Raw genomic sequence first — 21,423 nt, 5'->3', positions numbered from 1 at the left:
AAAACGCGCCAGGGAGAATCGACCCGCGTACGGGTCGTCGCTTGCCCGAAGGTATCCGCTGGAGGCAGGATCGGCAGCGATATCAGATCCGTTTCGTCAGCCAGAGCGTCGACGGCGCGACCGAGCGCACCGCGACCTTCGAGACCCTGAGCGAGGCCAAACGCGAATTAGCCCGCTTGGTCGCAGGACGCAACCCGAACGGTTCGATGACCCTGGAGCAATGGCACGGGAAGTACTGGCCCGCGATTGAGTCCTCCGTACGCCCGGCCACCGCGCGCTGTTACGACGTCGGCTGGCGGCTGAGGGTAAAGCCCAGCCTCGGCAAGCGCCGTCTGGATGAGATCACCTCTCCGATGGTCGAGTCGGCGATGGTGGAGTGGCCGGGCGGAGCTTCGGCGAAGAACGATGCGCTCGCGATCCTTTCCCGCCTCCTCGACGCGGCTCGCCGTGGTCGCATCATCGACTACAACCCGGCCCGCGAGGTCCGACGTCCGTCCATGCGCGAGTCCATCTCGCCGACCTCCCGCGCTCTCACCGTGGCCCAGGTGAAGTTGCTCCTCGAGCTGGTCCCTGAGGGTGTTTACCGCCGTTTCGCTGCTGCGCTGTGCTTCACAGGGATGCGCACAGGTGAGGTCACGGCACTCCGGGTCAGTGACGTCGACTTCTCCCGAGGCGTGATCCACGTCAGCCGGTCTCTCAGTCCCGGCGCTCACGGCGAGTTGGTCGAGCAGAGTCCGAAGAGCCACAAGGAGCGCGAGGTACCGCTCACCCAAGCGTTGCGTCCTTATGCCAAGGACGCCGCCCGCGGTAAGCAGCCGGACGACTTGCTGTTTGCCGGCCCCGACGGTGGACGGCTCACGAACCACAACCTGCGCCGAGCGGTCAACTGGGACAAGCTCCGGGTGACTATAGGTCGGCCCGATCTGCGTATCCATGATCTGCGGCACACCTTCGCCACGATCCTCTTCGACGCAGGGGCGAGCGCGCCCGATGTGCAGGCAACCCTCGGGCATTCAAGCCTGCAGGTCACGGAGCGCTACTCCCGTGCTCGCGAAGGAGTTGCCCAGCGTGCCGGCAGCGTGCTCGATACTGCCTTCGGCGACGCGAAGAAGCCCGGTCGCGCCCGAATTAATGGCACAAAAATGGCACAACTCAATCGATCAGAAGAATCGAACGCCGCGCGATCCAGAAAGAAGCCTGATCCGCCGCAACTTTAGGTGGTGGCTCCGACGGGCGTCGATCCCGTGACCTCACGATTTTCAGTCGTGCGCTCTACCAACTGAGCTACAGAGCCGAAGCGGGGCCGTGTCGTTCAAAGACGCAGCACCCGCCTCTGGAAGAAAAGCCCTACCTCTCGATAGGGCTTTGTCGCTTCCGCGACCCTGACGGGACTTGAACCCGCGACCTCCGCCGTGACAGGGCGGCACGCTAACCAACTGCGCTACAGGGCCATGTGTTTTGTTTTCGGTCGTCATTGTGACCCCAACGGGATTCGAACCCGTGCTACCGCCGTGAAAGGGCGGCGTCCTAGGCCACTAAACGATGGGGCCGTCGCGCGGTTTCCCGCATGACTACCGAGGACCAAGCATACGTGAGCCTGCACGGCTGGACAAATCGGTGCGGCCGGTTCGCGACACCCGGGCGTGTTAGCTGCGACGGATGCCTGCGCCGAGGTTACGTTCGAGGCGACATGCTCGCCCCCGACCTCGAAGGAGACGCATGGCGATGCGGCTGACGACGCCATCGAGCGCCCCCTCGCGAGGCTCGCTGAGGGCCGCGCCGAGGCGCGCCCTGTGGGCGGCAGGCGTGCTCGTGGCATCCCTCGCGCTCGCCATCACGGCGAGCATCGCCGGACCTGCACCGGCCTGGGCCGATCAGTACCCGACGTGGGGCGATGTGCAGGCGGCGAAGGCGAACCAGGCATCCGCACAGGCCAAGGTCAACCAGGTGACCGCCCTGATCAAGACGCTGCAGACGCGGTCGAAGCAGGCGCAGGCCGCGGCGACGGCGGCCGGTCAGAAGCTCGCCGATGCGCAGGACGCCCTCTTCGCCGCCGATCAGAAGTACCAGGGGCTGAAGGCGCAGTCCGACAAGCTCTCCGCCGACGCCGACACGGCGAGCACGCGCGCCGGCCGGGTCGCCGCGCAGCTGTACCGCTCGGGGGGCCACAACATGACGGTGTCGCTGCTGTTCTCGAGCACGAAAGACAGCGGAACCGACCCGACGGCGCTGCTCGACGATCTCGGCACGATGACGAAGCTCACGGAGTCGACCTCGAACCTCTGGGGTCAGGCGCAGCAGGCGAAGAACACCGCCAAGGCGGCATCCGATCAGGCGAAGTCCGCGCTTGATGAGCGCACCCGGTTGCAGCAACAGGCGCAGGCCGCGCTGGTCGCCGCGCAGCAGGCGTCGGCCGCCGCGCAGAAGGCCGTGTCTGACGAACAGGCGCACAGCGACGAGCTGAACACGATGCTCGCAGCGCTGAAGGACAAGACGAACAAGACGGTCGCCAGCTATCAGCACGGCGTCGAGGTGCGTGCCGCCGAAGCTCGTGCCCGCGCCGCTGCGGCGGCGGCAGCCGCTGCACGTGCCGCAGCCGCCGCAGCGGGCGCGGTCGGCGCCCAGGGCTGGTCGGTGCCGGTGAGCGGGCCGATCACCTCGCCGTTCGGAGCACGCCCCGCCCCCTGCGCCGGCTGCACGACCTACCACGAGGGCGACGACATCGGCGCGACCTGCGGCACGCCGATCCGCGCGGCACACGCCGGCACGGTCGTCTACGCGGGGTGGTACGGCGGCTACGGCAACTTCATCCTGCTCGACAACGGCGGCGGCATCGGAACCGCATACGGCCACAACATCAACGGCGGCATTGTCGTCGGGGCCGGTCAGCATGTGAGTGCAGGGCAAGTCATCGGGCACGTGGGCTCGACTGGCAACTCGACCGGGTGCCACCTGCACTTCGAGGTGCGCCAGAACGGCGTGCAGATCAACCCCGTCCCCTGGATGGCGAGCCACGGAGCAACACTGTGAACGAACACGACGGCGCGAGCTTCCGGCGCCCGGCCATCACCATCACCGCCGCAGCGATGGGGGTGCTGACCGCGTCGGTCGGCATCGTCGCGCACCCCTCCGCCGCGCTCGCCGCCGACTACCCCACGTGGAACGACGTGCAGCAGGCCAAGGCGAACGTGCAGGCGCAGAAGGCGATGGTCGACCGCATCAACTCCCTCGTCGGCCAGCTGCAGGAGCAGGCGACGAGCGCGGGCATCAAGTCCGAGCAGGCGGTCGAGGCCTACAACCAGGCGCTGACGCAGCTCGATGACGCCACCGACAAGGCCAAGAGCTTGAAGGCGCAGGCGGATGCCGCGCAGAAGACCGCCGAGACCTCGACCGTGCGCGCGGGGCTGCTCGCCTCCCACCTGATGCGCACGGCGGGGACCGACGGCTCGATCGGAATCCTGCTGCAGGGCGGCAACGCGGGCGCCGCCGACAAGCTGCTGTACCAGCTCGGAACGATGAGCCAGCTCACCGAGCAGTCGAAGCGCGTCTACGACCAGGCGGTCGCCGACCGCAACACGGCGCAGTCGCTCGCCGCGCAGGCCTCGGCTGCGCAGGACGCGAGGCAGAAGGCGGCGGATGCCGCACAGGAGGCCCTGCAGGCCGCCAATGACGCCGCGGACGCGGCCAAGGCCGCCGTGACCGCTCAGCAGCAGAAGCAGTCGGAGCTCACCGCGCAGCTCGCCTCGCTGCAGAACACCTCCAACGCGGTGGCCGCGAAGTACGTGGCCGGGCAGCAGGCGATCGCTGCCGCGAAGGCAGAGGCCGCGGCGGCGGCCGCCCAAGCCGCCGCAGCGCAGCGTCAGCGCGAGCAGCAGGCCGCCGCGGCGCAGCATCAGAACCAGAACTCGGGATCGGGCTCGTCGAACTCGTCGGGTGGGTCGAATCCGTCAGGCGGCTCGGCGCCGCCGGTGACGACGGCGCCGCCCTCGGCGTCCATCGTCCAGACCGCGATCAACTACGCGCGGGCGCAGGTCGGCAAGCCCTACATCATCAACGGCTCGGGCCCGGCCGGCTACGACTGCTCGGGGCTCACCATGCAGGCCTACGCCGCGGCAGGCGTCTACATCGGCGGCCATGGCTCGACCTGGCAGTACCAGTACGCGGCCGCGCACGGCCAGCTCGTCGCGCGCAGCAACGCGCAGCCGGGCGACCTGATCTTCTGGGGCACCCCGCCGAACGACGTGTACCACGTCGGCATCTACATCGGCGGCGGCATGATGATCGCTGCTCCGCAGGTCGGCGAGAACGTCAAGATCCAGTCGGTCTGGGGCTCGCCCCTGAACGTCGTGGCGCGCCCGTCGATCGGGCACTGAACCCACCCGAAGGTTCAGTTCGGGCGGTTAACGCCGCGAGGAGTGCGCCGAAACGCACCCCTCGGGGAAGTTGTGAAATCGGGGCTAGTGAGCCGACGTCTTGAGCCGCTCGATGGCCTCTTCGATCAGGCGCTCTGCGTCGGCGGCCGAGCCCCACTCGTCGACCTTGACCCACTTGCCGGGCTCCAGGTCCTTGTAGTGCTCGAAGAAGTGCTGGATCTCCTTCTTCGTGTACTCGGGGATGTCGTCGACGTCCTGGATCCACGTCCAGCGCGGGTCCTTGTACTGGACCGCGATGACCTTGTCGTCGCCGCCGGCCTCGTCGCTCATGTGCAGCACGCCGACCGGGCGCACCGTGACCCCGACGCCGGGGAACAGCGGGTAGTCGAGCAGCACGAGCACGTCGAGCGGGTCGCCGTCCTCGCCGAGGGTGTTCTCGAAGAAGCCGTAGTCGGTCGGGTAGGTGAAGTTCGTGTAGAGCACGCGGTCGAGGTAGACGCGACCGGTCTCGTGGTCGACCTCGTACTTGTTGCGGCTGCCGCGCGGGATCTCGATGACGGCGTCGTAGCTGTTGGTCATGCGGCTAACTTTAGTCAGTGCCCCTTGACCCCGAAGACCGCCGGCCGCGGCTCACGCCCGCCATCGCGGACGTGCGGCGGGCGGTCAGAGCGGCACTGGGTGAGGCGACGGATGCCTTGGTCCTCGTCGCGCTGAGCGGGGGAGCCGACTCGCTCGCGCTCGCCGCGGCCACCGCGTTCGAGGCGCCGCGTGCCGGGTTGCGCGCCGGGGCGGTCATCGTCGATCACGGACTGCAGGAGCATTCCGCCGAGGTCGCCGCCCGCGCGGCGGAGCAGGCACGTGAGCTCGGCCTCGACCCGGTGACCGTCGTGCGCGTGGCCGTCGACACCGAGAGTCCGGCGGGGCCGGAGGGGGCGGCACGAGCGGCGCGCTACGAGGCGCTTCGGCGTGCGGCATCCGATCTCCACGCGTCCGCCGTGCTGCTCGCACACACCCTCGACGACCAGGCCGAGACGGTGCTGCTCGGGCTCGCGCGCGGCTCGGGGGCCGGGAGCCTGCAGGGCATGGCCGCGGAGTCGGGTCTGTACCGGCGGCCTCTGCTCGGCGTCCGTCGCTCGACCACCCGTGCGTTCTGCGCGGACTCCCGCCTCGAGCCGTGGGACGACCCCCACAACGTCGACCCTTCTTATGCGCGCGTGCGCGTGCGCGAGCGGGTGCTGCCCGTGCTGGAGCGGGAACTCGGGCCGGGCGTCGCCGAGGCACTCGCTCGCACTGCTGAGCAACTGCGCGAGGACAGCGAGGCGTTCCAGCAGATGATCGACGAGACCATCGAGGACATCGTGGAGCACGTCGAGGCCGGCATCGCGATCTCGGTGTCGGCGCTCGCCGCGAACCCGCCCGCCCTGCGGGGCCGGATCGTGCGGTACGTCGCGCAGTCCGAGTTCGGCGTCGCGCTCGAGCGGGTGCACGTGCAGGCGGCGCTGCGGCTCGTCACCGACTGGCACGGGCAGCAGCCGATCGACCTGCCGGGCTGCACGGCCGCGCGCGAGGGCGGCCTGCTCGTGCTCCGCGCCGCGGGCTGAGGCATCCGTTCGCCCCGGTCGTCACACACGCGCGTGAATTCGCGCCTCTCCGTGATTTATCGACGACCTGGCGCACCGCTTACGCTTTTCGCATGCTGCCTGAAGACATCTCCTCCGACCTCGACACGGTGCTGCTGACCGAAGAGCAGATCACCGCCCGGCTCGCGGAGATCGCCCGGAAGATCGAGGCGGATTACGAGGGCCGCGATCTGCTGCTCGTCGCCGTGCTGAAGGGCGCCGTGATGGTCATGGCCGACCTCGCCCGCGAGCTCGAGCGGCATGTGGAGATCGACTTCATGGCGGTGTCGTCCTACGGGAAGAGCACCCACTCGAGCGGCGTGGTGCGCATCGTGAAAGACCTCGACGTCGACCTGTCGGGCCGCAACGTGCTCATCGTCGAGGACATCATCGACTCGGGGCTGACGCTCGACTGGCTGCGGCGCAACCTGCAGTCGCGGAACCCCGCGTCGCTCGAGGTGTGCGCGCTGCTGCGCAAGCCGGATGCCTTGAAGGTCGACATCGACGCGAAGTACGTCGGCTTCGACATCCCCAACGACTTCGTCGTCGGCTACGGCCTCGACTACGCCGAGCGCTACCGCAACGTGCGCGGCGTCGCCGTGCTCGCGCCGCACGTGTACTCGTAGGCGCGCCGCCCAGGCCAAGCCATAGCTCGCCTGCGGCGAACAGAGAGGTCCCGCCCAGATCCCAGGGCGTAACCTCTTATCACCATGAATCTCAAGAAGCTCTTCCGTGGGCCGATCCCCTATATCGTCCTCGCGGGAATCATCGTGTGGATCGGCATGAGTGTCTTCACCATGTCCGGTTTCAAGGAGATCACCACGCAGAAGGGCCTTGAGCTGCTCGCCGACGGCAAGGTCCAGTCGGCGCAGATCATCGATGGCAACCAGCGTGTCGACCTCGTGCTCAATTCGCCTGACGGCGACAACGGCGACCATGTGCAGTTCTATTACGTGAACCAGCGCGGTGCCGACGTCGTGAAGGCGGTCGACAACGCCGACCTCTCCAAGGGCTTCGACGACAAGGTGCCGCAGCCCAGCATCTGGGGCTCGGTGCTCGGATTCCTGATTCCGGTGCTCGCCATCGGCGCGCTGTTCTGGTTCATGCTCGCGGGCATGCAGGGCGGCGGCAACAAGGTCATGCAGTTCGGCAAGAGCCGCGCCAAGCTCGTCTCGAAGGAGAGCCCGAAGGTCACCTTCGACGACGTCGCCGGCGCCGACGAGGCCATCGAGGAGCTGCAGGAGATCAAGGACTTCCTCAAGGAGCCGGCCAAGTTCCAGGCCGTCGGCGCCCGCATCCCGAAGGGCGTGCTACTGTACGGCCCTCCGGGAACGGGTAAGACCCTGCTGGCCCGCGCCGTCGCGGGTGAGGCGGGCGTGCCGTTCTACTCCATCTCCGGTTCCGACTTCGTCGAGATGTTCGTCGGCGTCGGCGCGAGCCGCGTGCGCGACCTGTTCGACCAGGCCAAGCAGAACGCGCCGTCGATCATCTTCGTCGACGAGATCGACGCGGTCGGCCGTCACCGCGGCGCCGGCCTCGGCGGTGGCCACGACGAGCGCGAGCAGACCCTGAACCAGCTGCTCGTGGAGATGGACGGATTCGACGTCAAGACGAACGTCATCCTGATCGCGGCGACCAACCGCCCCGACATCCTCGACCCCGCTCTTCTCCGTCCTGGCCGCTTCGACCGTCAGATCGGCGTCGACGCGCCCGACCTCAAGGGCCGCCAGAAGATCCTCGAGGTGCACGGCCGCGGCAAGCCGCTCGCGAAGTCCGTCGACCTCGAGGTCGTCGCCCGCAAGACGCCGGGCTTCACCGGCGCCGACCTCGCCAACGTGCTGAACGAGGCCGCGCTGCTCACCGCGCGCTCCAACGCCCAGCTGATCGACAACCGCGCCCTCGACGAGGCCATCGACCGTGTCGTCGCCGGGCCGCAGCGCCGCACCCGCGTGATGAAGGACAAGGAGAAGCTCATCACGGCCTACCACGAGGGCGGTCACGCCCTCGCCGCCGCCGCGATGCGCCACACCGACCCCGTCACCAAGATCACGATCCTGCCGCGCGGCCGCGCCCTCGGCTACACGATGGTGATGCCCCTCGAGGACAAGTACTCGGTCACCCGCGAGGAGCTGCTCGACCAGCTCGCCTACGCGATGGGCGGCCGCGTCGCCGAGGAGATCGTCTTCCACGACCCGACCTCGGGTGCCGCGAACGACATCGAGAAGGCCACGGGCATCGCCCGCCAGATGGTCACCGACTACGGCATGAGCGCCGACATCGGCTCGGTCAAGCTCGGCCAGTCATCCGGCGAGATGTTCCTCGGTCGCGACATGGGGCACCAGCGCGACTACTCCGAGAACATCGCGGAGAAGGTGGATGCCGAGGTGCGCGCCCTCATCGAGAAGGCGCACGACGAGGCATACGAGGTCCTCAACGCGAACCGCGAGATCCTCGACCGGCTGGCCGGTGAGCTGCTCGAGAAGGAGACGCTCGACCACAACCAGATCGCCGAGATCTTCGCCGACATCAAGAAGCTGCCCGAGCGCCCGCAATGGGTCTCCAGCCCGAACCGGCCGCTGCCGAACATCCCCCCGATCGAGATGCCCGCACCGAAGGCCCCGATCGACCCGGGTGTGACCGACGGCGGAATCGACAGCGGAAGCTCGCGCCCGCGTCGCAGCCCGAGCACCAACCCGCGCCCCGCGACCGCGTAAGGCGTCGGGCGTGACCGGCGTCGACCGCGCGCGCGTCGAGGCGGCCGTGGCCGAGTTGCTCGCGGCGATCGGCGAGGACACCGCGCGCCCCGGCCTGCGCGAGACACCGGCCAGGGTGGCGGATGCCTACGAGGAGTTCTTCGCAGGAGTGGGTGCCGACCCGCTCGAGCCGCTGCGCGACACCATTCCGGTCGGCGACGTCGAGCCCGAGCTCGTCATCGTGCGCGACCTCGAGTTCCGCTCGGTGTGCGAGCATCACCTGCTGCCGTTCCTCGGCCGCGCGCACCTCGCATACCTGCCGGCCGAGAAGGTCGTCGGGCTGGGGCGGCTGCCTCGACTCGTCGATGTCCTCGCTGCGCGGCCGCAGTTGCAGGAGCGGCTGACCGAGCAGATCGCGGATGCTCTGATGGAGGCGCTCGAGCCACGCGGCGTCGTCGTGGTGCTCGACGCCCAGCACCAGTGCGTGACGACGCGCGGCGCGCGCCAGGTGCACTCGACGACCGTGACCGTCGCGAGCCGCGGGGTGCTCGACGACCCCGTGCGGCGGGCAGAGGTCATCACGCTGATCGGTACGGCCGCGTGACCGTCATCATGGGCGTGCTCAATGTCACGCCCGACTCGTTCAGCGACGGCGGCAGGTGGACCTCGCCGGACGCCGCGATCGAGCACGCCGCGACGATGACCGCCCAGGGGGCGGACTTCATCGACGTCGGCGGAGAGTCGACGCGCCCCGGGGCGCCGCGCGTGCCGGTCGAGGAGGAGCTGGGGCGGGTGCTGCCCGTGATCCGGGAGCTGACCGCGCGAGGCATCCGCACCTCCATCGACACGATGAACGCCGCGACCGCCCGGGCCGTGGTCGAGGCGGGTGCGAGCTGGATCAACGACGTCTCGGGCGGGCAGGCCGACCCCGACATGCTCGGCGTCGCGGCCGAGCTGGAGTGCGGCTTCATGCTCAGCCACTGGCGCGGGCACAGTGCGAACATGAACGCGCTGGCGCACTACACGGATGCCGCGGTCGACGTGCGCGACGAGCTGCGCGCGCAGCTGGAGCGCGCGCTCGACGCCGGCATCCACGGTTCCCGGCTGGTCATCGACCCCGGGCTCGGATTCGCGAAGAACCACGAGCACAACTGGCGGATCCTGGCGCGTCTCGATCTGCTCGAGGAGCTCGGATTCCCCGTGCTGATCGGCGCCAGCCGGAAGCGGTTCCTCGGCGCGCTGCTGCCCGAGGGGGCGCCGACCGGCGACCGCGATCTGCCGACGGCCGTCATCAGTGCCCTCGCCGCGCGGGCGGGGGTGTGGGGCGTGCGGGTGCATGACGTCGCCTCCACGCGCCTCGCGCTCGATGTCGTCGAGGCATGGAAAAGTGGTTCGCGATGACTTCTGCCGACTCCATCACGCTCACGGGGCTCGCCGTGCGCGCGAACCACGGCGTCTTCGACTTCGAGCGCGAGAACGGGCAGACCTTCGTCATCGACGTGACGGTGTGGCTCGACCTCGCGCCGGCGGCCCGCGGCGATGAGCTCGCGGCGACGGTGCACTACGGCGAGCTCGCCGAGGCCGTGCATCATGCTGTGGCATCCGACCCCGTCGATCTGATCGAGACGGTCGCCGAGCGGGTCGCGCGCGTGGCGCTCGGGTTCGCCGCGGTCGAGCGCGTGCGCGCGACCGTGCACAAGCCGGACGCGCCGATTCCCGTGCCGTTCGGCGACGTCGCCGTGACGGTGGAGCGGGATCGGGAATGGGCGTCGCGGTTCGAGAACGGGTGGGACGCATGATGCGGATTCCCGATCGCGGCCGCCTCGACGCGCCCAGCCGCCTGCAGCCCGCGGTGCTCGCCCTCGGCAGCAACCTCGGCGATCGCGGCGAGCTGCTGCGCGACGCCGTCGGGGCTCTGCGCTCGACGCCGGGGGTCGAGGTGCGCGCGGTGTCGCCCGTGGTGGAATCCGTCGCCGTCAAGCCAGCCGGTGTCGACCCGAGCGCGCCGCGCTATCTGAACGCCGTCGTGCTCGTCGACACGCTGCTCGACCCGCACGAGCTGCTCGCCGAAGCTCACCGCATCGAGGCCGAGCACGGCCGCGTGCGCGCCGAGCGCTGGGGCGACCGCACCCTCGACATCGATATCGTCGACTTCGACGGGGAGGTCTTGGCGGACCCGGCACTCACACTGCCGCACCCGCGCGCCGCCGAGCGCGCCTTCGTGCTCGCGCCGTGGCTGGCGGTCGATGAAGAGGCGGTGCTGCCGGGCGCGGGCCGTGTCGACGCGCTGCTCGCGGCGCTCGGCGATGACACCGTGCCCGCCGAGGGGGTGTCTCTGTGAAGCGCACGCACCCCACGACGCTCGTCATCATCGGGCTGATCGGCACGGTGGTGGGACTGCTGACGGATGCCGCGCTCGCGGCATCCGGTCGAGCGCTCTTCGTGCCGCCCGTGACGCTCAGCGTGACGCTCGCGGTGATCGCCGTGATCGTGGTGGCGCTCGCCTGGCCGATCCGGCGCGCGATCAGGGGGAAGACGACGCTGCGCATCGACCCGTTCCGCGCCGCGCGCACCGCGGTGCTCGCGAAGGCGTGCTCGATTCTGGGGGCGCTCCTCGCCGGGCTCCCGCTCGGACTGCTGCTGTTCATGCTGACCCGTACCGTGCTGGCCGACACCTCGAGCATCGTGCTGACCATCTCGGCCGTGCTGGGCGGCGCGCTGCTGCTCACGGGCGGCCTGCTCGCGGAGTGGTTCTGCACCCTGCCGCCCGACGACCCCGACTCGGATCGCGAGGAGGATCGGGGCCCCGAGCCGGGAGCGACGCACTCGCACGCGTGAGCCGGCCCTTCCCCGGTCGTCACGAAAGCGCGGAATCGCGCGTGCCGGCGTGCATTCGTGACGACCAGGGTGAGGCGAGCACGTCCGGTCGTCACGAATGCACGCTACGCGGCGGCAGAGCGTGATTTTGTGACGACCGGGCGCGGGGTGCGAGGGCGCTACTTGCGCAGGGAGCTGAGTAGCCTCCAGGCCAGGGGCAGCGCGGCGGCGGCAATCGCCCACTTCACCAGGCCGCCGACGATGAATGGCGTGAAGCCCGCGTTCAGCACGGTGACGACGTCGTGCGGCAGGCCGTAGTGTGCGAGAACCGCCGCGAGCCACGGCAGGCCGAAGAGGAACGGCACGGCCGAGGCCAGGCCGAAACCGGCGATCGAGAGCAGCGGGTGGCGGTCCCAGCGGCGCTCGGACAGCCAGCCGACGAGGGCCGCGGCGGGCAGGAATCCGATCGCGAATCCGAAGCTCGGCAGCACGCCGGCGCCGAGGCCGTGCGCGGCGCCGGCGAAGATCGGGGCGCCGGCGAGCCCGGCGGCGAGATAGAGCGCCATCGACGCGGCGCCGCGCCACATTCCGAGGGTGGCGCCGACGAGCACGACGGCGAGCGTCTGTCCGGTGATGGGCACGGGCCACAGCGGGATCTGCAGCTGTGCGAACAGCGCGGTGAACCCGGCGCCGCCCACGACGAGCAGCGTGTTGGCGAGGGCGCCGCGACGCACGAGCGCGTCAGCGAGCACGGGGCGGTTGAGCGAAGCGGAGGCGATCGTCATGCAGTCCACGATAGGGCGGGGAGAGAGCGGATGCTTGGGCCGGGTCTACATCGAACCGGTGGGTTCGTTGGCGGAATCCCATGAGCCGTCGTGCTGTCGGGGCTGGGCCGTACGATGACACTCGTGGCACAGCGGCTCGACATCGACGGGGACTGGCAACGCGTCTCGCCCAAGTACGTCTGGATCGTGATCGTCGGCTCGCTCGTCGCGGCCGTGATCTCGGCGGCCGTGGTGGCCTTCGTCTGGTACCTCGGCGATTGGGCGTGGTGGGGCTGGCTGCTCGTCGCGGCATGGGCGATCGGCTACGCGGCGCAGCTCGTGTTCGCGCCGCGGCGCGCCCGCGCGATCGGCTACCGCATGCGCGAGGACGACCTCGTCGTGCGCCGCGGCATCGCCTGGCTGCGCTTCGTCGCGGTGCCCTACGGCCGCATGCAGCTCATCGACGTCACGCGCGGGCCGATCAGCCGCGCCCTCGGCCTCTCCGACCTGCGGTTCGTGACCGCGAGCGCGTCGAGCAACGTCGCGATCCCCGGGCTGCCGGCCGAATCGGCCGATGAGCTGCGCGACCGGCTGATCGCGCTGGCGGAGACCAGGCGCGCCGGGCTATGAATCCGCTCGCCGACGGCCAGTGGCACCGCATGCACCCGGCCACGCCGCTGCTGCGCGGCGGAGCCGTGCTGGTCGCGATCGCCGCGATCGTGTTCGCCAACCTGCGTGAGCGACTCATCGACTGGGTCGCGCGCGTGCCGGATCGCACCAGGGAGGGCGACCCGATCGACGCGATCGTGCAGCACGGCTGGGTGCTCTGGGCGCTGCTCGGAGTGCTCGTGCTGATCGCCGTGATCATCGTCTGGTACCGCGTGACGTGGCAGATGATGCAGTTCCGCGTGACAGGGGATGCGGTCGAGCTCAAGTCCGGCGTGCTGAACCGGCAGAACCGGCAGGCGCGGCTTGATCGGATTCAAGGCGTGAACGTGCACCGCACGCTGTTCGCCCGCGTGTTCGGCGCCGCACGACTCGAGATCGTGGTGGCGGGGCATGACGCGAACCTCAACCTGCAGTACCTCGCCTCGAGCGCGGCGGAGGAGCTGCGGCGGGAGATCCTCGGACTCGCCGGGTCGAAACGGGCGGCTCACGTCGGCTCTGCTGCGAGTGGTCTCGATACGCCGGCTTCGCCGGCTATTCGATCAGCGGGAGCAGCCGGGGCGGGAGCGGAGTACCTCGTCCGCTCCCGCGCCGAGGAATTCGTCGCACCGGCCGACCTGCACCCCGACTTCGCACCCGCCTCCATCGTCAAGGTGCACCCGGGTCGGCTCATCGGCTCCCTGATCCTCAGCCCGTTCACGATCGTGCTCATCGCGATCGTCGTGTGGCTCGTGGTCGAGGTGGCGCGCGGCAACTATTTCCTGCTGGTCGCGGTCATCCCGTCGGTCTTCGGCATGTTCACCGGCTACTCGCGCCGCTTCAGCCGACTCGCCCGCTACACGATCTCGGGCAGCTCCGACGGCGTGCGCGTCGGCTACGGGCTGCTCTCGACGAGCAGCGAGACGATCCCCACGGGCCGCATCCACGCCGTCGAGGTCGTGCAGCCGCTCCTGTGGCGGCCGTTCGGCTGGTGGGCGATCCGCATCGCCCGCGCCGGCCGAGCCCGTCAACGCGGCCAGGCCGAGAACGCGTCGACCGTGCTTCCCGTGGGCTCGCTCGAGGACGTCGGCCGGGTGCTGCCGCTGCTGCTGCCGGCATCCGATCGCACCGCCCTGCTCGCCCTCGTCGACGCGACCGCGAGGTATTCGCGCACCGCCCGCCTGTTCTCGCAGCCGCCCCGCGCGGCGGCGTGGCTGCACCCGTTCTCGTGGCGGCGCGTCGGCTATGCGTACGTCGGCGACACGCTCGCGCTGCGTGCGGGCGTCATTCACCGCACCCTCGCCTTCGTGCCGCTCGCGCGCGTGCAGAGCGTGGCGATCAAGCAGGGGCCGATCAGGCGGATGCTGGGCCTGGTGCGGCTCGCGGTGCACGTCGTCGACGTGCGGATCCGCCCGCGGCTCTCCGTCATCGGCACCGCCGCCGGGGTCGAGCTGTACGACCAGCTCGCGCGCAGTGCCGTAATGTTGGCGAGTCGCGACGCGAGGAGTTAGGGGCGAGTCTGTGCGAGCATCCGACAGCCAGGGCCGCTCAGGCAGACTCGGCGCCGGCATCGTCGGCGCGGGCCATGTCGGCCCCGTGCTGGGCGCCGCGCTCGCCGGAGCAGGCCACGCGATCGTCGGCGTGAGCGCGATCAGCGAGGCGAGTCGCGAGCGTGCCCAGGACATGCTTCCGGGCGTGCCCATTCTGGAGACGCCCGAGCTGCTGGAGCGCAGCGAGCTCGTGCTGCTCGCCGTGCCGGACGCGCAGCTGCCGGGGCTCGTCGAGGGCCTCGCCGCCGTCGGCGCCTGGCAGCCGGGGCAGATCGTGGTGCACACGGCGCCGGGGCTCGGCGTGGGTGTGCTGCGACCGGCGCTCGCCGCTGGCGCCATTCCGCTCGCGATCCACCCGGCGATGGCGTTCACGGGCACGCGCATCGACCTCGCCCGCATGACCGAGACCTACTTCGCCGTCACCGCCCCCGCACCGGTGCAGCCGATCGGCCAGGCGCTCGTGGTCGAGATGGGCGGCGAGCCGGTGCTGGTGGCCGAGGAAGACCGCGCGGCCTACGGCGAGGCGATCGCGACCGCCACCAGCTTCAGCCGCCGCATCGTCGAGCAGGCGACGGGGATACTGGCCGAGATCGGCTTCGAGCAGCCGGGCTCCTACCTCAGCTCGCTCGTGCGCTCGACGGTCGACGAGGCGCTGCGCACGGCGGGCATGGCCGGGCCGCTCGACCTCTCCGAGCTGGACGCAGATCTGGGCCCCGAGTCTGGCTTCGGGCTCGGCGGCGGCTACGACCCGAACGGGAACGCATGACGACGACCTCCACCTCCACCCCGACGGTGCTCTCGACGATCGCGGCGACGCGCGAGCTGGTGCGCGCGGCGCGGGCCGAGGGCCGGCGCGTTGCGCTGGTGCCGACCATGGGTGCGCTGCACGAGGGGCACCTCGCGCTGGTGGCGCGCGGCCGAGAGCTCGCCGACCTCGTCGTCGTGTCGATCTTCGTGAACCCGCTGCAGTTCGGGCCGAACGAGGACTTCGAGCGCTACCCGCGCACTCTCGACGCGGACCTCGCCGCTCTCGCCGGGCGGGCGGATGCCGTGTTCGCACCGAGCGTCGCCGAGATGTACCCGGCAGGGGCGTCGCAGACGACCGTGCACGCCGGCGCCGTCGGCGAGCGCTACGAGGGTGCCGCGCGCCCCGGCCACTTCGACGGCATGCTGACGGTCGTCAGCAAGCTCTTCAACATCGTGCAGCCCGATGTCGCGCTGTTCGGGCAGAAGGATGCTCAGCAGGCGTTCCTGGTGAAGCAGATGGTCGCCGACCTGAACCTGCCGCTCGCGATCGAGGCGGTGCCGATCGTGCGCGAAGCCGACGGGCTCGCGCTCTCGAGCCGCAACCGCTACCTGTCGCAGGGCGAGCGGGTTCTCGCGCTGACGCTCTCCGCCGCGCTGGGGGATGCCGAGGAGGAATCCGTGCGCGGCGTCCCCGCCGCCCGCGCAGCGGGCCTCGCACGTTTCGACCAGCAGCCGGACGTTAGGCTGGATTACCTGGTCATCGTCGATCCGGCGACGTTCCTGCCGCTGGAGGACGACGCGACGGGCGACGGTCTCATGCTGGTCGCCGCTCGCGTGGGCGCGACCCGCCTGATCGACAACGCACCCATTCACTTCTGACAGGACTGCCATGGCCGACGCCACGCCCGCCACGCCGATCGATGAGACCCCCGAGCCGACGCCTGAGGAGATCAACGAGCAGAAGGCCGTGCGCCTGGCGAAGCGCGAGCGGCTCGAGTCGGAGGCTTCGGGGCTGGGCGGGGGTGCATACCCGGTGACCCTGCCGGTGACGACGACGATCCCCGAGGTGCGCGCGAAGTGGGGCCACCTCGTCGCCGACGAGACCTCGGGCGAGGTGGTCGGGCTCGCCGGCCGCGTGATCAACCAGCGCAACACCGGCAAGCTGTGCTTCGCGGTGCTGCAGGCGGGCGACGGCTCGCGGCTGCAGGCGATGGTCTCGCTGGCATCCGTCGGCGAGGAGTCCCTGCAGCGCTGGAAGGAGCTCGTGGACCTCGGCGACCACGTGTTCGTGCACGGCGAGGTGATCTCCTCGCGGCGCGGCGAGCTCTCGATCATGGTTGACGAGTGGCAGATCGCGGCGAAGGCGATCCTGCCGCTGCCGAACATGTACAAGGAGCTCTCGGAGGAGACCCGGGTGCGCTCGCGCTACCTCGACCTCATCCAGCGCGAGCAGGCGCGGCGCACGGTCGTGAACCGCGCGAAGGCGACCGCATCGGTGCGCGCGACCTTCGCGAAGAACGGATTCCTCGAGGTCAGCACCCCGAAGCTGCAGACCATGCACGGCGGGGCATCCGCCCGTCCCTTCGTCACACACTCGAACGCCTTCGACACCGAGCTGTACCTCTCGATCGCGCCCGAGCTGTTCCTCAAGCGCGCCGTCGTCGGCGGCATCGACCGCGTCTACGAGATCGCGCGCAACTTCCGCAACGAGGGCGCGGACTCCACGCACTCGCCCGAGTTCGAGATGATCGAGGCATACCAGGCGTACGGCGACTACAACACGATCGCCGACCTGACGCAGGAGCTGATCCAGGATGCCGCGCTGGCCACCAACGGCTCGCACGTCGTCACCTGGGCCGACGGCACGGAGTTCGACCTCGGCGGGCAGTGGGACCGCATCTCGATGTACGACTCGCTGAACGCGGCGGCGGGGACCTCGTTCACGCCGTCGACGCCGGTTTCGGAGCTGGCGGCTCTTGCGGCGCGCGAGGGCATCGAGATCTCGCACCCCATCCACGGCAAGTACGTCGAGGAGCTCTGGGAGCACTTCGTGAAGGGCTCACTGACCCGGCCGACCTTCGTCATGGACTTCCCGGTCGACACCTCGCCCCTCACCCGGCAGCACCGGTCGATTCCGGGTGTGGTGGAGAAGTGGGATCTCTACGTGCGCGGCTTCGAGCTCGCCACCGGCTATTCCGAGCTCGTCGACCCGGTGATCCAGCGCGAGCGCTTCCTCGAGCAGGCCGCTCTGGCGGCGGCCGGCGACGACGAGGCGATGCGCGTCGACGAGGACTTCCTGCGCGCTCTGGAGTTCGGGATGCCGCCGTCGGGCGGCATGGGCATGGGGGTCGACCGCCTGCTCATGGCGCTGACCGGCCTCGGCATCCGCGAGACGATCCTGTTCCCGCTGGTGAAGTAGCGGTCTGCGTCCGCGCGTGCTCGCGCGATCGGCCGCTTCGGTGCCGTGTCAGACGAGGGCGAAGGTCGCGCCGGTGAGCTGCGCCGACGTCTCCCATACCCGGGTGGCCTCTTCCGCGCTGCGCAGCCGGGAGAACAGGCGCTGCTCGGCGGGTGCACCGCCGAGGTGTCCGAAGCCCTTTGGCGCGTAGAGCCGCCCCGACGCCGCATCGGGCGAGGTGGCCGCATAGACGGCGGGAAGCGCGGCGGTCTCCGGTGTTCCGACGATGAGGCCGTGGGCGGACAGCCAGCGGATCATCCGCACCTCGCGCGTATCTTCCGAGCGTCCGAGCTCTGGTCGGGAGGCGAGCAGGCTCGTCGGTGCGACGCCGGGGTGCGAGAGCGTGCTGGTGACGCCCCACCCACCGGCCTGGCTGCGCCGATCGAGTTCGAGGGCGAACAGGCCGAAGGCGATCTTCGACTGGCTGTAGGCGCGCATCCCGTCGTAGGAGCGCTCCCAGTTGAGGTCGTCCCAGTTGATGGCGCCCTGGTTCGCCGCGACGCTGATCTGCGAGGTGACGCGTGCGCTGCCCGCGCGCAGAAGCGGCAGCAACTCGGAGACGAGGGCGAAGTGGCCGAGATGGTTCGTCCCGAACTGCAGCTCGAATCCGTCCTGCGTGACCTGTCGATCGGGCGGGGTCATCACACCGGCATTGTTGATGAGCAGATCGATGGGCGTCCCGTCGGCGCGCATCCTCGCGCCGAATTCGGCCACGGACGCGAGCGACGACAGCTCGAGCTGCTCCAGCGAGACGCGAGCCGACGGGGCGAGCCCGCGAATGCGGGCTGCTGCCCGTTCGCCTTTGGAGAGGTTGCGAACCGGCAGCACGAGCTCTGCGCCTGCCAGGGCGAGCCGGCTCGCGATGCGCAGGCCAATGCCGTCGCTCCCTCCTGTGACGATGGCGCGCTTTCCGGCGAGGCTGGGGACGGTGATGTCGATGGGGGTGCGCGGCATGATGATGCTCCTGATTCGTGGCGGTCATTCGAGCATCGTGAACGGCGTGCCGCCTATCCAGGACCTGACGAGTCACGGATAGCCGCCCGCATCCGCGATAGGAACGTAGGGAACACCGAAGGGAGGCGGACATGACCATCGATCGGGCCGGCCTGGCCGGATTCCTGCGCCATCGCCGCGCGGCGCTGCAGCCAGAGGACGTGGGGCTCCCACGCGGTCGCCGACGGCGCACCGACGGACTGCGGCGCGAGGAGGTCGCGGTGCTCGCGCACATGTCGCCTGACTATTACGCCCGCCTCGAGCGGGGGACGGGCCCGCAGCCGTCCGAGCAGATGGTGGCGGCGATCGCGCAAGGCCTTCACCTGTCGGTGGTCGAACGCGATCATCTCTTCCGGCTCGCCGGCCACCACCCGCCGCAGCGCGGCGCGTCGAGCGAGCACATCAGCCCCGGCCTGCTGAGGGTCTTCGATCGCCTGCAGGACACGCCTGCCGAGATCGTGACCGAGCTCGGCGAGACGTTGCGACAGACGCCGCTCGGCGTCGCGCTCACTGGTGAGACCACGGGATACACGGGGCCGGCGCGCAGCCTCGGCTTTCGCTGGTTCACCGACCCCGCGACCAGGAGCCTCTACGCCCCGCGGGATCATCCCTTCATGTCGCGGATGTGGGCCTCCGGCCTGCGTGAGATCGCGACCCTGCGGGGGCGGTCGTCTCGCGCAGCAGAGTTGGCGGACACGCTGCTCGCGAGAAGCGAAGAGTTCCGGGAACTCTGGGAGCTGCACGAGGTTGGCCTGCGGCCCGAGGAGACCAAGCACTTCGTCCACCCTGAGCTCGGCGAGTTGGAGCTCGCGTGCCAGGCACTCGTCGATCCCACCCAGTCGCACTCGCTTCTCGTCTATACCGCGATTCCTGGCACGGAGAGCTACGAGAAGCTGCAGTTGCTCTCCGTCATCGCGACGCCGGGCGTCCGCTGAGCCGGTGCTCGGCTGCGCGGGTCAGCCTCGCTGGGAGAGGTGCGCGCGGACCGCGGCCTCGTACTCCTCGTCGGAGAGCTCGTCGACCTTCTGCGCGTCCTTCCGGTCGACGCGCGACCAGCGCGTGAACAGGGCGATGATCACCGGCAGGTCGGCGATCTCGGCGAGGAACCAGAGGAAATCGCCCGAGAGGTGCTGGTCGTGCAGTGGGTTCGGGAACCAGTGCGGCAGCGCGGCGCCGGCGACCGTTTGCGTCGCGGCGGCGACACCGTCGAGAACGCTGCCGTTGAGGCGCAGCAGGATGCCGGGGATCGAGTCCAGCAGCAGCTCGACGATCGCCAGCAGAAACTCGTAGATGATGAAGGTGCTCGATCGGCTATCGGTGTCCTCCGTGATCGGCAGCGTGATCAGCAGGCCGATGAACGGCACGAGCAGCGTGATCGCCGCCGCCCAGCCGGGGTCGAGACGCAGCGGGCCGGCCAGCGGCGTCAGGAAGAACAGGAAGCCCACGAGCGGCACGAGGGGTGCGAAGATCGCGTTGCCCATGAGCCGCACAGGCCATGAGCGCAGCACACCCTCGAGCACGGCGCGCGCCCGTGGCCGGAACACCCGCCGCATGAGCGTGATCGGCATGCCGAGCGCGACCATCATCGGGGTGAGGAAGATCAGCAGCGCGATGCGCGTCGTGAACGCCCAGCGCAGGTCGTGCGACCACGTGCCGAGGAATCCGAACTGGATCCAGGCGTACGAGCCGAGCCCCAGCAGATAGAAGCACCAGGCGCGCCACGCCGGCCAGCGCTCGCCGCGGCGCGCGAGCACGACGAGGCCCCACGTGTACAGCACCGCGCCGATCGCGATCGCGAGCGCGGCGACGGGGTCGAATGAGAAGGTCGTCAGGAAGACGGGAATCGGCGGCGTGGTGGTGCTCCTTTCGACCGAGTACCAGCATGGACCCATGAACTATCCGCTCGCTGGACGGACCGCCCTCGTTACCGGAGTCTCGCGTCCGAAGGGCATCGGCTACGCCGTCGCGCTTCGGCTCGCGCAGCTGGGCGCGAGCGTCGTGGTGCACCATTTCGCACCGCACGACGCAGAGCAGCCATGGGGTGGCGCTGATGTCGAGGCGGTGCGGTCGGGCATCCGATCGGCGCTCGTCGATGGTGCGCAGACCGCGGATTTTCACGCGGATCTCGCGGATGCCGGGGCCGCGGCGTCTCTCATCGACGAGGCCGCCGCGGTGACGGACCGACTCGACGTGCTCGTGTGCAACCATGCCCGCTCGGGCGACGCGTCGATTCTCGACGTGAGCGCCGAACTGCTCGACGCGCATTGGAACGTGAACGCGCGGGCGAGCTTCCTGCTGACGCAGCGCTTCGCCCAGCTCTTCTCGTGGGACGGCAGCGAGCACGGCACCGGCCGTGCGATCTGGTTCACGAGTGGGCAGCTCTTCGGGCCGATGACCGCCGAGTTCGCGTATGCGGCGTCGAAGGCGGCGCTCGCCGGCGCGACGCAGACCGCGACGGCGGCGTTGCTGCCGCGCGGCATCCTGCTCAACACCGTGAATCCGGGGCCGACGAACACGGGTTACCTCGACCCGGAGACGACGGATCGGCCCGAGATCCTCGACGAGCTGAGGGCAGCGATGCCGCTCGGCCGCTTCGGCTCGCCCGACGATGTGGCCCGGCTGGTCGCGTGGCTCGTCGGGCCGGACGGGCGCTGGGTGGTCGGCGAGGTGATCTCGAGCGACGGGGGCTTCCGGCTGGGGTTGTAGGTGCGGGGGAGGGTCTCGATGCATCGACGCGGGTCGCCGGCTGCTCGACCATCGGTGT

General features: G+C 69.9%; 22 protein-coding genes and 3 tRNA genes. 18 read left to right on the top strand and 7 right to left on the bottom strand.

Annotated features, from left to right (window positions below; translation table 11 throughout):
* Positions 1 to 41 precede the first annotated feature (41 nt).
* The gene (locus ABD708_RS14335; protein ID WP_344755598.1) at positions 42 to 1,217 is read left to right on the top strand and encodes a tyrosine-type recombinase/integrase; all 1,176 of its coding nucleotides are present in this window, start codon (positions 42 to 44) and stop codon (positions 1,215 to 1,217) included.
* Position 1,218: 1 nt separating this feature from the next.
* On the opposite strand, the gene ABD708_RS14330 is transcribed toward ABD708_RS14335, so the two are convergent.
* The 3 genes from ABD708_RS14330 to ABD708_RS14320 form a co-directional block, all read right to left on the bottom strand.
* Positions 1,219 to 1,294: transfer RNA gene (locus ABD708_RS14330), tRNA-Phe, on the bottom strand.
* Between the two features lie 83 nt (positions 1,295 to 1,377).
* Positions 1,378 to 1,451: transfer RNA gene (locus tag ABD708_RS14325), tRNA-Asp, on the bottom strand.
* 26 nt (positions 1,452 to 1,477) lie between these two features.
* Positions 1,478 to 1,550: transfer RNA gene (locus ABD708_RS14320), tRNA-Glu, on the bottom strand.
* Positions 1,551 to 1,719: 169 nt separating this feature from the next.
* Here ABD708_RS14320 and ABD708_RS14315 point away from each other — a divergent pair.
* Together ABD708_RS14315 and ABD708_RS14310 are read left to right on the top strand one after the other, a co-directional pair.
* Positions 1,720 to 3,030 (top strand): peptidoglycan DD-metalloendopeptidase family protein, encoded by a 1,311-nt coding sequence (locus tag ABD708_RS14315; protein ID WP_344755596.1) that lies wholly within the window; start codon positions 1,720 to 1,722, stop codon positions 3,028 to 3,030.
* Positions 3,027 to 4,373, top strand: a complete 1,347-nt coding sequence (locus ABD708_RS14310; protein WP_344755594.1) for a C40 family peptidase — start codon at positions 3,027 to 3,029, stop codon at positions 4,371 to 4,373. Before ABD708_RS14315 ends, ABD708_RS14310 begins: the two co-directional genes overlap by 4 nt.
* A gap of 84 nt (positions 4,374 to 4,457) precedes the next feature.
* Here the strand turns inward: ABD708_RS14310 and ppa are convergent, their stop codons facing one another.
* A complete protein-coding gene (ppa, locus tag ABD708_RS14305; RefSeq protein ID WP_344755592.1) occupies positions 4,458 to 4,952 on the bottom strand; it encodes an inorganic diphosphatase in 495 nt (164 codons plus the stop codon).
* Between the two features lie 17 nt (positions 4,953 to 4,969).
* On the opposite strand from ppa, the gene tilS reads away from it, so the two are divergent.
* The 8 genes from tilS to ABD708_RS14265 all read left to right on the top strand — a co-directional run bounded on the left by tilS (position 4,970) and on the right by ABD708_RS14265 (position 11,523).
* Positions 4,970 to 5,974 carry a tRNA lysidine(34) synthetase TilS gene (tilS, locus tag ABD708_RS14300; protein WP_344755590.1) on the top strand — a complete coding sequence of 335 codons (1,005 nt, stop codon included), beginning with the start codon at positions 4,970 to 4,972 and terminating at the stop codon, positions 5,972 to 5,974.
* Between the two features lie 92 nt (positions 5,975 to 6,066).
* A complete protein-coding gene (hpt, locus tag ABD708_RS14295; protein WP_344755588.1) occupies positions 6,067 to 6,618 on the top strand; it encodes a hypoxanthine phosphoribosyltransferase in 552 nt (183 codons plus the stop codon).
* Between the two features lie 84 nt (positions 6,619 to 6,702).
* Entirely contained in the window at positions 6,703 to 8,706 is a 2,004-nt protein-coding gene (gene ftsH, locus ABD708_RS14290; protein ID WP_344755586.1) for an ATP-dependent zinc metalloprotease FtsH, read from the top strand.
* Between the two features lie 10 nt (positions 8,707 to 8,716).
* Positions 8,717 to 9,289 carry a GTP cyclohydrolase I FolE gene (gene folE, locus ABD708_RS14285; protein WP_344755584.1) on the top strand — a complete coding sequence of 191 codons (573 nt, stop codon included), beginning with the start codon at positions 8,717 to 8,719 and terminating at the stop codon, positions 9,287 to 9,289.
* Entirely contained in the window at positions 9,286 to 10,086 is an 801-nt protein-coding gene (gene folP / locus ABD708_RS14280) for a dihydropteroate synthase (RefSeq protein WP_344755582.1), read from the top strand. The genes folE and folP overlap by 4 nt, the downstream gene beginning before the upstream one ends.
* A complete protein-coding gene (gene folB, locus ABD708_RS14275) occupies positions 10,083 to 10,484 on the top strand; it encodes a dihydroneopterin aldolase (RefSeq protein WP_344755580.1) in 402 nt (133 codons plus the stop codon). The genes folP and folB overlap by 4 nt, the downstream gene beginning before the upstream one ends.
* Positions 10,481 to 11,026, top strand: a complete 546-nt coding sequence (gene folK / locus ABD708_RS14270; protein WP_344755578.1) for a 2-amino-4-hydroxy-6-hydroxymethyldihydropteridine diphosphokinase — start codon at positions 10,481 to 10,483, stop codon at positions 11,024 to 11,026. The genes folB and folK overlap by 4 nt, the downstream gene beginning before the upstream one ends.
* Entirely contained in the window at positions 11,023 to 11,523 is a 501-nt protein-coding gene (locus tag ABD708_RS14265; protein ID WP_344755576.1) for a DUF3180 domain-containing protein, read from the top strand. Before folK ends, ABD708_RS14265 begins: the two co-directional genes overlap by 4 nt.
* A gap of 158 nt (positions 11,524 to 11,681) precedes the next feature.
* Here ABD708_RS14265 and ABD708_RS14260 read toward each other — a convergent pair whose 3' ends face one another.
* A complete protein-coding gene (locus tag ABD708_RS14260) occupies positions 11,682 to 12,287 on the bottom strand; it encodes a biotin transporter BioY (RefSeq protein ID WP_344755574.1) in 606 nt (201 codons plus the stop codon).
* A gap of 123 nt (positions 12,288 to 12,410) precedes the next feature.
* Here ABD708_RS14260 and ABD708_RS14255 point away from each other — a divergent pair, with 123 nt between their 5' ends.
* The 5 genes from ABD708_RS14255 to lysS are packed head-to-tail and all read left to right on the top strand — an operon-like array spanning position 12,411 to position 17,627.
* Positions 12,411 to 12,896: a PH domain-containing protein gene (locus ABD708_RS14255; protein WP_344755572.1), complete on the top strand. Its 486-nt coding sequence runs from the start codon at positions 12,411 to 12,413 to the stop codon at positions 12,894 to 12,896.
* On the top strand, positions 12,893 to 14,422 hold the full coding sequence (locus ABD708_RS14250) for a PH domain-containing protein (protein ID WP_344755570.1): 1,530 nt from the start codon (positions 12,893 to 12,895) through the stop codon (positions 14,420 to 14,422). The genes ABD708_RS14255 and ABD708_RS14250 overlap by 4 nt, the downstream gene beginning before the upstream one ends.
* 10 nt (positions 14,423 to 14,432) lie before the next feature.
* Entirely contained in the window at positions 14,433 to 15,227 is a 795-nt protein-coding gene (locus tag ABD708_RS14245) for a Rossmann-like and DUF2520 domain-containing protein (RefSeq protein ID WP_344755568.1), read from the top strand.
* Positions 15,224 to 16,087 (top strand): pantoate--beta-alanine ligase, encoded by an 864-nt coding sequence (panC, locus tag ABD708_RS14240; protein WP_344755566.1) that lies wholly within the window; start codon positions 15,224 to 15,226, stop codon positions 16,085 to 16,087. Before ABD708_RS14245 ends, panC begins: the two co-directional genes overlap by 4 nt.
* A 10-nt stretch (positions 16,088 to 16,097) precedes the next feature.
* Complete coding sequence (gene lysS / locus ABD708_RS14235; RefSeq protein WP_344755564.1) at positions 16,098 to 17,627, top strand: lysine--tRNA ligase; 1,530 nt, start codon at positions 16,098 to 16,100, stop codon at positions 17,625 to 17,627.
* 48 nt (positions 17,628 to 17,675) lie between these two features.
* Here lysS and ABD708_RS14230 read toward each other — a convergent pair whose 3' ends face one another.
* Complete coding sequence (locus ABD708_RS14230) at positions 17,676 to 18,620, bottom strand: SDR family oxidoreductase (protein WP_344755562.1); 945 nt, start codon at positions 18,618 to 18,620, stop codon at positions 17,676 to 17,678.
* Positions 18,621 to 18,751: 131 nt separating this feature from the next.
* On the opposite strand from ABD708_RS14230, the gene ABD708_RS14225 reads away from it, so the two are divergent.
* Positions 18,752 to 19,594, top strand: coding sequence for an MmyB family transcriptional regulator (locus tag ABD708_RS14225; protein WP_344755560.1), 843 nt, complete (start codon positions 18,752 to 18,754; stop codon positions 19,592 to 19,594).
* Positions 19,595 to 19,615: 21 nt separating this feature from the next.
* On the opposite strand, the gene ABD708_RS14220 is transcribed toward ABD708_RS14225, so the two are convergent.
* Complete coding sequence (locus ABD708_RS14220; protein WP_344755558.1) at positions 19,616 to 20,551, bottom strand: cytochrome c oxidase assembly protein; 936 nt, start codon at positions 20,549 to 20,551, stop codon at positions 19,616 to 19,618.
* On the opposite strand from ABD708_RS14220, the gene ABD708_RS14215 reads away from it, so the two are divergent.
* On the top strand, positions 20,550 to 21,365 hold the full coding sequence (locus ABD708_RS14215) for an SDR family oxidoreductase (protein WP_344755556.1): 816 nt from the start codon (positions 20,550 to 20,552) through the stop codon (positions 21,363 to 21,365). The genes ABD708_RS14220 and ABD708_RS14215 overlap by 2 nt on opposite strands.
* The last annotated feature ends 58 nt before the right edge of the window (positions 21,366 to 21,423 follow it).

It is taken from the genome of Gryllotalpicola koreensis, assembly GCF_039538185.1.
In the GTDB taxonomy this organism is placed as follows: Bacteria; Actinomycetota; Actinomycetes; order Actinomycetales; family Microbacteriaceae; genus Gryllotalpicola; species Gryllotalpicola koreensis.
The sequence above is the reverse complement of the archived record's forward strand: the minus strand, read 5'-3'. Positions and strand labels throughout refer to the sequence as shown.

Bases quoted from the DNA above. Each gene is read 5' to 3' on its own strand.
- ABD708_RS14315 (WP_344755596.1), top strand. From the start codon at position 1,720: ATGGCGATGCGGCTGACGACGCCATCGAGCGCCCCCTCGCGAGGCTCG.
- ppa (WP_344755592.1), bottom strand. From the start codon at position 4,952: ATGACCAACAGCTACGACGCCGTCATCGAGATCCCGCGCGGCAGCCGC.
- hpt (WP_344755588.1), top strand. From the start codon at position 6,067: ATGCTGCCTGAAGACATCTCCTCCGACCTCGACACGGTGCTGCTGACC.
- ftsH (WP_344755586.1), top strand. From the start codon at position 6,703: ATGAATCTCAAGAAGCTCTTCCGTGGGCCGATCCCCTATATCGTCCTC.
- folB (WP_344755580.1), top strand. From the start codon at position 10,083: ATGACTTCTGCCGACTCCATCACGCTCACGGGGCTCGCCGTGCGCGCG.
- folK (WP_344755578.1), top strand. From the start codon at position 10,481: ATGATGCGGATTCCCGATCGCGGCCGCCTCGACGCGCCCAGCCGCCTG.
- ABD708_RS14260 (WP_344755574.1), bottom strand. From the start codon at position 12,287: ATGACGATCGCCTCCGCTTCGCTCAACCGCCCCGTGCTCGCTGACGCG.
- ABD708_RS14250 (WP_344755570.1), top strand. From the start codon at position 12,893: ATGAATCCGCTCGCCGACGGCCAGTGGCACCGCATGCACCCGGCCACG.
- panC (WP_344755566.1), top strand. From the start codon at position 15,224: ATGACGACGACCTCCACCTCCACCCCGACGGTGCTCTCGACGATCGCG.
- lysS (WP_344755564.1), top strand. From the start codon at position 16,098: ATGGCCGACGCCACGCCCGCCACGCCGATCGATGAGACCCCCGAGCCG.
- ABD708_RS14230 (WP_344755562.1), bottom strand. From the start codon at position 18,620: ATGCCGCGCACCCCCATCGACATCACCGTCCCCAGCCTCGCCGGAAAG.
- ABD708_RS14225 (WP_344755560.1), top strand. From the start codon at position 18,752: ATGACCATCGATCGGGCCGGCCTGGCCGGATTCCTGCGCCATCGCCGC.
- ABD708_RS14215 (WP_344755556.1), top strand. From the start codon at position 20,550: ATGAACTATCCGCTCGCTGGACGGACCGCCCTCGTTACCGGAGTCTCG.
- ABD708_RS14220 (WP_344755558.1), bottom strand. From the start codon at position 20,551: ATGGGTCCATGCTGGTACTCGGTCGAAAGGAGCACCACCACGCCGCCG.